Origin of the sequence: Staphylococcus sp. FSL K6-3157 (assembly GCF_038005145.1) — a bacterium.
In the GTDB taxonomy this organism is placed as follows: domain Bacteria; phylum Bacillota; class Bacilli; order Staphylococcales; family Staphylococcaceae; genus Staphylococcus; species Staphylococcus equorum.
In genome coordinates this window covers 948,636-962,867 of sequence record NZ_JBBOSM010000001.1, presented here as the reverse complement: position 1 = coordinate 962,867, position 14,232 = coordinate 948,636, and the positions used below count along the sequence as shown (strand labels likewise).

Genomic DNA, 14,232 nt, shown 5'->3' with positions numbered 1-14,232 from the left:
GGCGAGCTAAAACTAATCGTTTTAGCTCGCCTTTTTATAACAACTACTATGATTGCACAATGTCATGTTGAACCAATTTACCTTTACAATGTCCACACATCATTTTTGTCGTGTTAACTTTTCGTATCCTCGGAAATTGAGCACCGCATGTATTACATTGATAAATATACTTTGCTCGGTCTTCATATTTTTCTACAGCTGAACAGAACCTTGGAGCACCTGTTAACTTACTCAACGCTTTAAAATCCTTATCCTTATGTTGATATCCCTTTCCTTGTATGTGCAAATGATAATGACATAATTCATGTTTAATAATATCTTGAACTGCTTTTTCACCAAATTTAGTATACTGCTTATCATTGATTTCAATATTATGAGTTTGTAATAAGTAGCGACCGCCTGTTGTTTTTAAGCGTTTATTAAAATAAGCTTTATGCTTAAATGAGCGTTTAAAGTGCGTTTCAGATATAGTTTCTGTCAATCTTTGAAGGGTTTCATTATCCATGTGGATCAATCATAGTTAATGATACCTTACCTTTTTTATCATCAATATCAAGTATCCAAACATCTACTATATCTCCAACGCTAACAATATCCATTGGATTCTTCACAAACTTCTTAGATAGTTTAGATACATGTACAAGTCCATCTTGTTTAACTCCGATGTCTACAAAAGCACCAAAATCTACAACATTTCTAACTGTACCACTTAACTTCATATTTTTTGCTAAGTCTTCGATTGATAAAACATCTGATTTTAGAATAGGTGTTTCAAATTCATCACGAGGATCTCTATTTGGAGCGATCAACGATTTTAAAATATCTTCTAATGTCGGTTGACCTATATTCAATTTCTCAGCCATTTCCGCAATGTTTAAGTGATTTAATGCTGATTTCAAATCTTCTGTGCCAAGATCTTCAGCTTTCATATTGATTTCATTTAATAATTGATACGTTGCTCTGTAGCTCTCAGGGTGAATCGAAGTATTATCTAATGGTTCGCTACCATCGACAATTCTTAAAAACCCAATACTTTGCTCAAATGTTTTAGCGCCTAAACGCTTAACTTTCGCAATATCTTTATTATGTTTGATTGCTCCGTTTTCTTCACGATAGTTGATTATGTTTTGTGCAATCGTTGGTGATAGACCAGAAACATATTGTAGTAGTGAGCGTGAAGCAGTATTAACATCCACACCTACTTGGTTTACTGCTGTTTCAACCACAAATGTTAACGCCGCTTCAAGTGCTTTCTGATTAACATCATGCTGATATTGACCTACACCTATTGATTTAGGGTCGATTTTAACAAGTTCACTCAATGGATCTTGCACTCTTCTACCAATTGAAACTGCACTACGTTCTTCAACTTGGAAATCTGGGAATTCTGTTCTAGCGACTTCTGATGCAGAATATACTGACGCGCCCGCTTCATTCACAATAATGAATTGCACCTTCAAATGATGTTCTTGAATCATAGATGCTACAAATTGTTCAGTTTCGCGACTAGCTGTCCCGTTACCTATTGCTATAAGTTCTACGTCATAATCTTTTACAAATTTAACGAATATTTTCTCAGCATCTGCTTTTTTATTAATTGGAGGGTGCGGATACATCACGCCTTTTGCAACAAATGTACCGAAAGGATTAATAACTGCAAGTTTGCAACCTGTTCTAAATGCTGGATCTACCCCAAGTATTTGTTTACCTTTCAATGGTGGTTGTAACAATAAATTCCTTAAATTTTCACTAAAGACATCAATAGCATGGTTTTCAGCTTTTTCTGTTAGATCTCCTCTTATTTCTCTTTCGATAGAAGGCATAATTAATCTTTTTAAGCTATCTTTAATGGCATCTTCAATTATATAATTACCCTCATGATTTGTAGTTATTTCATTTTTGCGAATGAAGTTTTCAATGCCTTGTGTATCCATTTCTAATTTTACTGATAATACTTTTTCTTTTTCTCCACGGTTCACAGCTAAGACTCTATGATTAGCAATTTTTTTCACTGGTTCGCTGTAATCATAATACATTGAAAATATTTCTTTTTCGTCTTCAGCATTCTTTTTCTTTTGTGTAATGATATTGCCATGTTGAAAAGTATCTTTAAGGATTTTAGTTCTATATTTAGGTGCATCCGAAACTAATTCTGCAATGATATCTTGTGCACCTTTTATAGCAGCTTCAATAGTTTCTATTTCTTCGTTTAAAAATTGTTGCGCTTTGTTTTCGATTGTTGTGTCTAAGTTAGATTGCTTTAGCCATTTTGCAAATGGTTCTAAGCCTTTTCTCTTTGCTTCCGTTGCTCTCGTTTTCTTTTTTTGTTTAAATGGTCTATATAAATCTTCAACACGTTGGAGTTTTGTTTGTTTTAAAATATCACTTTTTAAGTCTGTTGTTAATAAACCTTGTTCTTCTATATTATGTATAACTTCTTCTTTTCTTTTTTGAAGGTTAACCATATATTGATATTCATCATCTATTTGTTTAATTTCTACTTCATCTAATCCACCTGTTTGCTCTTTTCTATAGCGCGCTATAAAAGGTACTGTGTTTTTATCCTCTAGGAGTGATAACACTGAATTAATTTGTTTTGTTGTGAAATTGTATTTCTCTCTTATAGATTGTATTAGATTACTATCCATAGAATCCTCCGCTCATTTATTTCTTTTTTATTTTACTTCCTTTAATATTTTAACATATTTAATAGTAACCACTGTTCAAAACATCATGCTTTAATTAAAGTGATGCAACTAGTATAAAAATTAAAATAAGGCAGCTCCCTAATTTATAGGAATGCTGCCTTATATTTTATTCAATCATTGATTAGCGGCTTCTTGTAATTTCTTGATTGCTGTTCTTTGCAATCTTGAAACATGCATTTGGCTTAACCCAATTCTTTCTCCAGTTTCTTTTTGGCTTAAACCTTCAATAAATGTACATTGAATAATCTGTCTTTCTCTTTCATTTAATATTGGTAAAATTCTTTCTAATATCATACGTTTTTCAGTTAAATCATAATTGTCATCTTGTTGACCCATAATATCTAATAAAGTAACTGTAGAACCATCTTTGTCTGCTTCAATCGAATGGTCAACGCTTAACGCATTGTAACTTTGGCCCATTTCCATTGCTTCTAACACATCTTCTTCGTTTACTTCAAGACGATCCGCTATTTCTGCAATCGAAGGAGAACGTTCTAACTCATTCGTTAATTCATCAGTCACTTTTTTGATACGAGGTCCAATCTCTTTGATTCTTCTTGGTACATGGACACTCCATGTTTTATCACGTAAATAACGTTTAATCTCACCAATGACCGTTGGTACTAAAAAGGCTTCGAACTTTCTATCAAAGGATAAGTCAAATCGGTTTATTGCACCAATCAAACCAACCATACCAACCTGAACGAGGTCTTCGTGATGAGATTGACCTTTTGAATATTTATATGCCAATGATTCGATTAACTTTCTATAATGTCTTACGAGTTTATCTTGAGCATCTTTATTTTCGTCATTTTGATGCTGCGTTATCCATTGGTTAATTTGTTCAGGTGATACATCATTAACTGATTTCGACTCTTTCGCCATTATTTCGCACCTGCTCTTTTTTAATATACTTTATCATACTGATTGTTACGCCTGATTGTTTATCAACTGTAACTTCATCCATTAAAGATTCAATTAAAAACAGACCAAGACCGCCTTCTCTTAGGAAATCTATGTTTTCGTTTTCTTTATATGGCCCTAATTGTGCTTTTGTCTCTTCATAATCGAAACTTTCACCTTGATCTGAAATTACAATCTTGATTTTATCATCGAAAATTTCAAAGCATAGATTAATCATTCCCACATCTTCTGGGTCATCTTTATATGCATGTTTTACTGCATTCGTTACTGCTTCGCTCACTGCAATCTTCGCATCTTCAATGTCGTCATATGAAGCACCTGCACGTGAAAAAACGCCTGACAGTGTTAAACGTATCAAACTCACATACTCTGCAGATGCTGGCAAACGCATTTCTATATAATCTTGTTTAAGTTGCATGTTATTCGACCTCCGTTCCTTCATTAACATGCATCAAATCTTTTAATCCTGTTATATCAAATAGTCGACTTATTCGATCTGAAACACCTAATATATATAATTCTTTATCGTGTTGGTTTAACGCTTTTAATGTACCTACGAATACGCCTAATCCCGTTGAATCCATGTAACTTACATTTTCTAAATTTACATGTAAATCATGAGTTCCTTCTTGTCTCATCGGCACTAAAACTTCTTCTAATTCTGGAACAGTATATACGTCCAGTTCTCCGCCAACTTTAACCTCGTAATGAGTATCATGTGTTACCGTTTCGATATTAAGATTCATAACATTACACTCCTAATTATAGTCTCATAATAACTTTCATACCCTTAATTTAAATAACTTAATCTTAATTATGCTAAAACTAATTAACTCTTTTTATAATTAGAATTGTTAAATCATCTCTTTTGTCAGGATTTTGTATTTTCAAAATCGCTTCATATAGAAGTTGAACGATATCTTGTGGATGCATGTGCTTATACTTGTGAATCATCGTTAAAAGATGGTTTTTGTCTAAGAAATCTCCTGCTTCATTCCTAACTTCTGTAACCCCATCTGTAAATATAATAACTAAGTCATCTAAATATACAGGGATTTCTTGTTGTTTATATCTCGTTTGCTCACTGACACCTAACACTCTGCCTCTAACGCTGATTTCTTCAAATTCTTCAGTTTCTGCTCTATATACGTATCCTGGTTCGTGTCCAGCAGAGCTACAATATAACAAATGGTTTAACTCTTCATATAGTCCGTAAAACATTGTTACAAACATATTCTGATTGACGTTTTTTTCTACTACTCGATTGAGACGCTTTAAACCGTCACTCGGAAGTTGAGAATGACCATAAGAGTCCATACCAAATTTTATCATACTCATTGCAAGCGCAGCTGGTATACCTTTACCTATAACGTCTGCCACTGCAAAACTCATCGTGCCATCTTTATGATCTATTAAGTTAAAATAGTCACCACTTACTTTTTGCGCTGCTACTGATATAACACCGATTTGTATGCTATCAAATTGAGGAATATCCGTTTTAAGCATTGTTTGCTGTAAACGAGAGGCTAAATCAATCTCTTTATCATGATATTGTAGACGATTTACTAATTGTTGATAATCTCTATAGCTATACCCAAACCCTCTTACTACTTCTTTAAGCACATTAAAAGTTTCTAAAATTTGAGTTTCATTTAAATTTAAAACTCTGACATAATCTCTATGAATTTCAACTATATCTTCTGGTAATAAATCTCTTTTTATCACTTCATCGGTAAAGCTTTCACACTTTTTCTTTAGATCCGTAGCATCTAAAGTGTGTAAACTTTCGTCAATTAGCGCTTTATATTGATTTTTGAATTCTTCCATGTAGTAATTCCTCCTAAAAATACAAATATAAACCGCATACATCGGTTATAACAGATTTAAACGTACTATGTATGTAAGTAAAAATATCTTTTATAATGAACGAGCCTATCCTAACTTTGTACTTGCTTGTATTGGCTACTCGCTATATATGATAAACACGCTCCAAATACCTAAAAAAGCTTTAGGATAACCTAAAGCTTTTCAAATTAAAACATCCCACTCAAAGGTATTAAACCACAAAACTAAAATTCTTAATTTTCCAATCACAATTAAATTACTAATTAAGTGGTAATTACATGTTATAGGGAATCGATATATAATTCACTATTTTATTAACTGTTTCTTAAACCTTTGAAAATCATGATTTACTATTTCTAACATTATGTAATCCTAAGCTTATATCTATGGCAACATTAACTTCTTTCATTTTACTTTCAGAAAGGTATGTTAATTTTTCTTTCAGCCTATTTTTATCTAAAGTTCTAATCTGCTCAAGCAGTATTACAGAATCTTTATCAAGCTTATATTTACTTTTTTCTATTTCTACATGTGTAGGTATTTTAGCTTTATTTATCCTACCAGTAATTGCAGCTACAATTACGGTAGGACTATATTTATTTCCAGTATCATTCTGTATGATAACGACAGGTCTTATTCCCCCTTGTTCAGACCCTTGAACTGGTGATAAATCAGCTAAATAAACGTCTCCTCTTCTCATCATTCATTGTTATTCTTAGAGCTGAGGTAAACTTCATTGCAATCACAAGCTTCACATTCAAATGGAAATGCTTCTGCTGCAAGGGAGAGATTTAAATCGGCCATTTGTGAATAGCCTTCTTTTAATAGTTGTTCAATACTATGGTTTCTGCTTTGATTAAAACTTGCCATGAATAAAGACCTCCATGTTACTAAAATAGAATATATTGAGATTCGTTGTTAGACTTATAATAACAAATTTTACATTAAGTGACTATACTATTTTAGTAATTCATTGCGAATTTCTAAGTCTTGCGTCCCATGATAAATTCTAGGAAGCCTTCTATTTAGTCTACATAACACTTCATAATTAATGGTCTGTTGCTGTCGTCCCAGAGCTTCTGCTGATTGTCGACTATCACTATGGTGATCCATTAAAATGACTTTATCACCTGTATTAACTTCTTCAGGAATTTTAATTATTGTTTGATCCATGCACACTTTTCCAATTACTTCACATTGGTACCCATTCACATTCACACTAAATCCTGTCATCATTCTTGGATAACCATCTGCATATCCTACTGGAATGATTCCAATTTTTGTAGGTTCTTTTGCTGTATATATACTTCCATAACTCACAGATTCTCCAGTTTGCAATACTTTAGTTTGAACGACTTCACTAATCCATTGTGCACTTGGTTTTAAATGTATCTTCACTTTTGATTTAACGTACTCTGAAGGATAGTAGCCATATAATGATATGCCTATTCTAACCGTATTACAAAACTGACTGTCTTTCATTAATGCGCCTGCAGAATTCTGAGAATGTATATAATTGGGCTTTTCTACCTGCTCAACAATTCCTTCAAAATAGGCTTGCTGTTTATTCATCGAATCACCCGGTTCATCAGCACATGCGAAATGTGTAAACACGCCCTCAAAAACTAAATGGTCATGTGATTGAATCAAATCAATAACTTCTTTGTACTCATCCACATCTTTTATTCCTAACCTACCCATGCCAGTATCTAATTTAGCGTGAAGCCACAAATCTTTTTTATTATCGGTTGGAATTTCTTCGATAGCCTCAGTGAGCCATACTTTAGACGGCACCGTAATTGCTACTCGATGTTGTATTGCTTTGTTTATGTTATATGTTGGAATAACTCCAAGTACAAGTATTTTTGCATTAATTCCATGCATACGAAGTTCAATTGCTTCATCTAATGTTGCAACGGCGAAAAACTCAGCTCCATTTTCCATTAATTGACGTGCAATTTTAATGCTACCAAGTCCATAACCATTCGCCTTAACTACTGGCATAACTGTTTTGTTTGGATGTAATGTTTGAAACACTTGAAAATTCGAAACAATAGCATTTAAATCTACATTCAAGTACGTCGATCTATAATACTTATCAGACATTAAGCATGTACCTCCTATTTCATTAAATAACTTTCACTAATTTTTTATAATAAATCAATTTTATAACAATGATGATAGGATAACCAAATTAAACATACTGAATTTAGAAAATTTTTAATAAATTAAACTTCTAAAATGACTTGACTCATAGCATAATGTTCCGTATGTGTAATACTTACATGCACTTTAAAGCCTTCATAGGTAATACAGGGCTTACCATTTTCATCGTTAAAACAATCAATATCATTAAATGCTACTGTTTTTCCTAGCCCCGTACCTAGCGCTTTACTAAAAGCCTCTTTACAAGCAAATCTACCTGCAAGAAATTCCATTTTACGTTGTTCATTTTTGAAACAATTAAATTTTTGTTGTTCATTGATAGTTAATATACGTTCTAGCAATTTTTCTTGTCTGCTATAAAGTTTTTTTATTCTTGTTATCTCTATTAAATCTACACCTATACCGTGTATCATAAGTCTCCCCTCGCTCATATAAAGATAGTGATTTATTTTAAATCACTATCTTTATAATGTTCAATTTCTGAAGCTTCATTTTCTGTTACATCAATTGCTTTATTAACATTTTTTATTTTGTACTTTAATGTAGCCGCTATATCTTTGTCGATAAGTTTAATCTCAGTATTTCCGCCTGCTGTCGATAACGTTAAACTTGCTAATTTATATTTGCGCATTAAAATACCTTCGTGTGTATCGACATTTTGAATTCTGAATAATGGGATATTGATTACTGAAACAAACCATAAACCATTTCTTACAGTGATTTCATTTTCACCTAGTTTGTATCTAAAGATTTGGTACCGATACGCAGGAATTAAAATAGCACCTAGCAGCAATTGAATTACGATAATAATTATACCAATAATTAAAACCCACATCATCATATTGGAGTTAAGCCATTGCAACCACAGTGTATTAACTATATAAACAGCTGCTAAAATTAATACAAATATTACAGTTACAATATATGCCGAGAGACGCATGACTGTTTTTCCAGATTTATCCATATAATTATATTCATTCATGATGCTCACCTCTCAAATACCAATTTTGAAGTGTTTCAACTTCTTTATAATTATTAAATTTCAAACCGATTGCTTCACTACCCGCAGCTTTTGCAATGATAAAATTGAAATTACCTAAATCACTATTTATTAAAAATGGATTTCGTTTAATTTCCATACCTAGTATTTTATCATGCTTGAAATACGTATTTTTGAATCCAAACATAGTTACATTACGTACTACAAGTTCATCATTTCGTACTTTTAATCCAGATGATTTAATAACTATAAGGCTATGAATAATTAGTAGTAAAATCATAATCGTTGCGATAAGAAATGACCAAGGTAACCAGAAATAATTAACAATAGTTGCAAGCACTAGCAGTATGACTGTTTCTCGCCAAAAGTGCCTATGGAAACCTCTCCAAGGCATACCCTTTTCCGCATTTTCAAATGCCATACTAGGGATAAGTGATTTAATGATTTCGAATGCTTTTTTTCGTTTAATAAAAGGTAAAATCATAACATTTCCATCTAATGAAATATCCTCTTTATCATTACCATTCATATCGCTCGTAATCACAAAATGTATAGACGTAAAACCGAATAGTTTTCTTAAGAAAGATTGTCTTTCAACTACAGCTTGAACTCTATCAGTTGGCACCGTGATACTTTTAACATTAAATAAACCATATCGGATATTCAATTGATTATCATTTTGTGTCACTGTGTAGTTATAGTTTTTTATAATTACAATCAATGTACCCAATATATAACTTGCGATAATGATAGTCGCAACCATTATTAACACGATCACAAAAATCGCTTGAGAAATCCGAGCAAATTCACCAGTGAGCCATTCCCATGGTATCACTTCTGAAAAGGCACCAATTATCGGCGAAATGGCTGCAAACGCCACGCCTATAACTCCACTCGTTAATGCCATAAACAGTAATTCTTTAAAATTAAGCTTATATAAGCGCACAGGTTCTGATAGTTGTTTCGGATTATCTCCATTATCCTCTGGTTCAGATATGCTAGTTAAATCTGGTTCTTCATTTTGACTAGTTAATTCTCGTTGTTTTTCTTTAATCGTACGTTGTATTAACTCACTTTGTTTTTTAGAAACAGTGTCTAAATCAATACCATCACTCGGTGTTTTGATTTGTAATTTCACACCACCTACGATTTGATTTATAATGCCTTGTGATGTATCTAATGTTTGTATACGACGGATATTAAGTTCTTTTCTTTCTTTAGTAAAGATACCCGTTGCTAAAACAAAATGATCATTTTCAATCCAATATGTCGTGTTATAAACTTTTAATACTTGAGCTATAAATGAAAATAAAAAGAAAGTAAAAACGATAGCTGGAAATATGTACGAAGTTATATTTGTAAAATCAAAATCCTGAATATTAAATACTAGAAAAATAATAATCAAAAAGATATTTTGCTTAATAGCTTCAATAACACCAGTTAAATAAGAAATAGGATGTAACTTTTGAGGATTATACATCAAAATCAGCTCCTCTCAAGTAATTGAGTGTTAGTAATTCGAATGACTTCGCATCATCCGTAGACATCAGAGGAAAACTAACTTTATGACCAGCAGTAATTAATGTAGCTTTAGACAGTCCCATTTTCTTCAAAATCGGGTTATTCTGCCTTTCAATAAACTGTGTGCGTTCCAATTTCACTATTTTTTTAGATTTAAAGAAGAAATCATATTTTACTTCTATGTAATTTTCCTTAATTCTATAATATGTGTATTTAAATTTAATCCAGGGTCTAACCAATAAATACATAAAATCAAACACTATAAAAGCAACGATTAAATATACAATGAAATGCCACCAATTAAAGTGACTCCATAAAAATATTAAAATAACCGAAACGATCAAACTAACAATAAATTCCAGTCCTTCTATTATGTAGTAATACTTCATAGCTTGTTTAGGACTTCTGTTAAATAGTTGGTCGTTAGTCATATATACACTCCTTAATTAAGATTTCAATTTATTATAACATAGCTTTTATAGTCATTTCATTCCTCATTTGAAATTTATAAACATCTATTCTAATATAAAATATATTGCACTTAATATTTATTATTTATCATAGCTTTTCTTAAAAAACAAAAAAATCATCCCACATGAGTGGAATGATTAAACCTAAATTTCATATATGATAAATTATTTTTATTTTTTGTGGTCAGCGAATGTGCGACCTTTCATTGATTTCTTATTGCTATTGTTTCTATCAGAAGACTTTTCGTTCTTCTTATTATTGTTGTTGAATCCGCCTTTTGAACGACGATTTTTGTTATCAAATTTATTACCACGTTTATTGTTGCCTTGACCGCCACGTTTTGGTCCGCGGCCTTGACGACCACCTTTACCACGAGATAATGGTTTTTCAAATGTTAATTGAACATCAACTTCATCATTTGATTCAACCAATTCTTGTAATAATGAAGCAACTAAATCAACATCACTATATTCTTCAATTAATTCTGAAGCAATACGTTGTAATCTTGGTTCATTTTCTCTAGACATCCACTTTTCAACTTTACCTTTAATATCGTTTTCACGCGCTTTAAGCACTTCTTTACGATGAGGTGGTCTCATTGCAGTCATTTGTCTCTTGTTTGCTTGTTCAATCTGACGGATGTAATCCATTTCAATTGGGTTCACAAATGTGATTGCTACACCTTTTTTACCAGCACGACCAGTACGGCCGATTCTGTGTGTATAACTTTCAGTATCTTGAGGAATATCAAAGTTATAAACATGACTTACGTTTGAAATATCAAGTCCTCGTGCTGCAACATCTGTTGCAACTAAGATATCTAATTGATCATTTTTGAATTTTTTCAATACTTCCAAACGTTTCGCTTGAGTAATGTCACCATGTAAACCTTCAGCTTTGTAGCCTTTAGAGATTAACGCACTTGTTAATTCATCTACACGACGTTTAGTACGGCCGAATACAATAGCTAATTCTGGTTGGTGTACATCTAATAAATTCGTAAATGTATCGAATTTTTCCAATTCTTTTACGATTGTATAGTATTCTTCGATTTGTGGATTAGACATTTCATTATTCATTGTTTTAACAATTACTGGTGTTTTCATGAATTGTTGAACTAATGTTTGAATAGCTTTTGGCATTGTTGCTGAAAACAGCATTGTTTGGCGTTGTGAAGCTGGAATTTTATCCATGATAAATTTCATATCATCGATGAAGCCCATGTTCATCATTTCATCCGCTTCATCTAATATAAGCGTATGAACATCATTAGTTTTTAATGTACGACGGTTAAGGTGATCAATCACACGACCTGGCGTACCTACAACGATTTGCGGTCCTTTTTTAAGTGACTTGATTTGACGGTCGATCGGCATACCACCAAATACAGTAACAACTTGTACGTTTTGACCTTTAGCAAATTCTTTGATTGATTCAGCTACTTGCATAGCTAATTCTCTTGTTGGTGCAAGGATTAATGATTGTACGCCTTCTTTGTCTGCCACTTTTTCAACAAGTGGAATACCAAACGCACCAGTTTTACCTGTGCCTGTTTGAGCTTGACCAAGAACGTCTTTGCCTTCTAAGGCAAGAGGGATACTCTCTTTTTGTATAGGAGTGGCGTCATCGAACCCCATTGATGCTAGGGTTTCTGCCATCTTATCTGAGAGCCCTAATTCTTTAAATTTTTGCAATATAATTCTCCTTTATTTATCTGTATTTCTATACATATATGTTCACTTAAGTTTCTTCAACTTCTTAATAGTACCACCTCAAGTATATAATCGCAATAAACCAAATTTGATTAAATGCAATAACTTTGCTTGTTTTAAAATGTTTTAAAACACCAAAAATACCGAAATATATAGGTTGTAAGCGTTTAACTTTATTCTGTAAACTTACTTTATACTCTCTTAAAAAAATTTATTAATTTATTTATTCTGTTAATTGTCAGAATATTTTACTTGTAAGATATGGCTTATTCACTCCTTATTTAAATTAAATTCAAGAAATTTTTTAACTGAAATTACATTGGTACCGACATTAAGCTTAACTGTATGTTTCTTTAATGAAATTATGAAACGTCGTCATTTTTTCAATATGAGTATGTCTATTACATTTAAGTGTGATAACTTTATAAATACTTGTTGCCTTTTATAAGTTTTCCCGTTTTAGCAAAATAAAAACGAGCTGTTAGATTTCTAATCAAATTCTAACAACTCGTTATTTAGTTAATGTTTAAATTAAAGCTTCGACAACCTCTTCTAGTTTCATTCCTCTAGAACCTTTGACTAAAATTTTATCCTCAGATTGAACATAATCTTGTAAAGTTGTTATCAATGCTTGCTTATCTTCGTAATGTTCTGCTTGTGTTACATACGCTTTGCCCGTGTTACTAATAAATTTTGAAGCTGCCCCAAAAGTAAATAATGCATCAATATTTTTACCTTCTAAGTATCGACCTACATTTTCATGCATCATCTGACTATCTGGACCTAATTCTAAAACATCTCCAAGTACAATAATTTTTCTGCCTTTCATAATTGAAAGCGTATCAATTGCTGCTTTCATACTTGTAGGACTCGCGTTATATGCATCATTAATGACTAATTTATTGCCACTGGTATAATGTTGTTCCATTCTCATACCTGTAAGTTCTACTTTACGTAAGTTATTAAAAATTATGTCATGGCTCAAGCCTAACCTTTTACCAACAGCGATAGCAATTGTTGCATTCTTCATATTATGTTCACCTAAAATAGGTAAATCGAATCTTTCTCCCCCGTTAATATTAAATACGATACCTGCATTTTCAATATCTTCAATCTGACAAACAAGTGTGTTGTCTTTGTCTTTACCAATACTTACTATATCTGCATCTAGTATTTTCGTAACGTGAGATTCTAATAATGGCTCATCACCATCATAAATAAAGACGCCATTTGATCTTAAGCCTGTGATAATTTCAGCTTTTGCTTGGGCAATACCTTCTCTAGAACCTAAATCTTGCATATGTGATTCACCAATATTAGTAATTATTGCTATATTGGGTTCGGCTAAATTTGACAATAACTCAATTTCATTGAATCCAGACATTCCCATTTCTAAAATTGAAATCTCAGTATCTTGATCCAATTCTAATATTGTTAATGGTAATCCGATTTCATTATTGTAATTGCCTTGTGTTTTTTTAACTTTAAATTGTGGCTTTAAAACACTTTCAATCATGTCTTTGGTAGTCGTTTTACCATTTGAGCCTGTTACTGCAATGACTTGAGGCCCAACAAATTCTAAATAAGCTTTAGCTAATTGTTGTAACGCTTTAAGTGTATTCTCAACCCATATCACTGGACCGTCTATGTTTTTATCTAAAGTTACATCTTTTTGATAAAATACTGCACCTGCCCCATCTTTCAGTGCTTGTGCGACGTATTTATGTCCATCTACATTTTCACCTTTAAAAGGAATGAATAAATTTTGATTGTTAATTACACGTGAATCAATAGAAACACCTTTAATCGTATGATCTAAATATTCATTATCAATGTCACATGGAATCCATTCTTTGATTTGTTCTAAAGTTACTTCAATCATTAT

15 protein-coding genes are annotated in these 14,232 nt (G+C 32.2%); all 15 read right to left on the bottom strand.

Translation table 11 applies throughout. The features are described 5' to 3' along the window. Positions 1 to 46: 46 nt before the first annotated feature. Positions 47 to 505 (bottom strand): SprT family protein, encoded by a 459-nt coding sequence (locus MHB47_RS04490; RefSeq protein ID WP_340755374.1) that lies wholly within the window; start codon positions 503 to 505, stop codon positions 47 to 49. Further along, positions 498 to 2,648, bottom strand: a complete 2,151-nt coding sequence (locus MHB47_RS04485; protein ID WP_340755372.1) for a Tex family protein — start codon at positions 2,646 to 2,648, stop codon at positions 498 to 500. Before MHB47_RS04485 ends, MHB47_RS04490 begins: the two co-directional genes overlap by 8 nt. A gap of 174 nt (positions 2,649 to 2,822) precedes the next feature. Next, positions 2,823 to 3,593 (bottom strand): RNA polymerase sigma factor SigB, encoded by a 771-nt coding sequence (gene sigB, locus MHB47_RS04480; RefSeq protein ID WP_002507114.1) that lies wholly within the window; start codon positions 3,591 to 3,593, stop codon positions 2,823 to 2,825. Next, positions 3,568 to 4,050 carry an anti-sigma B factor RsbW gene (gene rsbW / locus MHB47_RS04475; protein ID WP_002507113.1) on the bottom strand — a complete coding sequence of 161 codons (483 nt, stop codon included), beginning with the start codon at positions 4,048 to 4,050 and terminating at the stop codon, positions 3,568 to 3,570. The genes sigB and rsbW overlap by 26 nt, the downstream gene beginning before the upstream one ends. Position 4,051: 1 nt before the next feature. Beyond that, positions 4,052 to 4,378, bottom strand: coding sequence for an anti-sigma factor antagonist (locus MHB47_RS04470; RefSeq protein WP_002511417.1), 327 nt, complete (start codon positions 4,376 to 4,378; stop codon positions 4,052 to 4,054). A gap of 79 nt (positions 4,379 to 4,457) precedes the next feature. Next, a complete protein-coding gene (locus MHB47_RS04465; protein ID WP_318420582.1) occupies positions 4,458 to 5,459 on the bottom strand; it encodes a PP2C family protein-serine/threonine phosphatase in 1,002 nt (333 codons plus the stop codon). A gap of 358 nt (positions 5,460 to 5,817) precedes the next feature. Beyond that, positions 5,818 to 6,180: a type II toxin-antitoxin system PemK/MazF family toxin gene (locus MHB47_RS04460; protein WP_002511418.1), complete on the bottom strand. Its 363-nt coding sequence runs from the start codon at positions 6,178 to 6,180 to the stop codon at positions 5,818 to 5,820. Beyond that, positions 6,177 to 6,347, bottom strand: a complete 171-nt coding sequence (gene mazE, locus MHB47_RS04455) for a type II toxin-antitoxin system antitoxin MazE (protein ID WP_002507108.1) — start codon at positions 6,345 to 6,347, stop codon at positions 6,177 to 6,179. The genes MHB47_RS04460 and mazE overlap by 4 nt, the downstream gene beginning before the upstream one ends. A gap of 87 nt (positions 6,348 to 6,434) precedes the next feature. Further along, positions 6,435 to 7,583 (bottom strand): alanine racemase, encoded by a 1,149-nt coding sequence (gene alr / locus MHB47_RS04450; RefSeq protein ID WP_340755369.1) that lies wholly within the window; start codon positions 7,581 to 7,583, stop codon positions 6,435 to 6,437. Between the two features lie 122 nt (positions 7,584 to 7,705). Beyond that, on the bottom strand, positions 7,706 to 8,056 hold the full coding sequence (acpS, locus tag MHB47_RS04445) for a holo-ACP synthase (protein WP_107515450.1): 351 nt from the start codon (positions 8,054 to 8,056) through the stop codon (positions 7,706 to 7,708). 32 nt (positions 8,057 to 8,088) lie between these two features. Then, complete coding sequence (locus tag MHB47_RS04440) at positions 8,089 to 8,625, bottom strand: PH domain-containing protein (protein WP_340755366.1); 537 nt, start codon at positions 8,623 to 8,625, stop codon at positions 8,089 to 8,091. Then, the gene (locus tag MHB47_RS04435; protein ID WP_340755364.1) at positions 8,618 to 10,123 is read right to left on the bottom strand and encodes a PH domain-containing protein; all 1,506 of its coding nucleotides are present in this window, start codon (positions 10,121 to 10,123) and stop codon (positions 8,618 to 8,620) included. The genes MHB47_RS04440 and MHB47_RS04435 overlap by 8 nt, the downstream gene beginning before the upstream one ends. Continuing rightward, on the bottom strand, positions 10,116 to 10,595 hold the full coding sequence (locus MHB47_RS04430; RefSeq protein ID WP_340755362.1) for a PH domain-containing protein: 480 nt from the start codon (positions 10,593 to 10,595) through the stop codon (positions 10,116 to 10,118). The genes MHB47_RS04435 and MHB47_RS04430 overlap by 8 nt, the downstream gene beginning before the upstream one ends. A 210-nt stretch (positions 10,596 to 10,805) precedes the next feature. Then, the gene (gene cshA, locus MHB47_RS04425; RefSeq protein ID WP_340755360.1) at positions 10,806 to 12,329 is read right to left on the bottom strand and encodes a degradosome RNA helicase CshA; all 1,524 of its coding nucleotides are present in this window, start codon (positions 12,327 to 12,329) and stop codon (positions 10,806 to 10,808) included. A gap of 544 nt (positions 12,330 to 12,873) precedes the next feature. After that, entirely contained in the window at positions 12,874 to 14,229 is a 1,356-nt protein-coding gene (locus MHB47_RS04420; RefSeq protein ID WP_340755358.1) for a UDP-N-acetylmuramoyl-tripeptide--D-alanyl-D-alanine ligase, read from the bottom strand. Positions 14,230 to 14,232 lie beyond the last annotated feature (3 nt).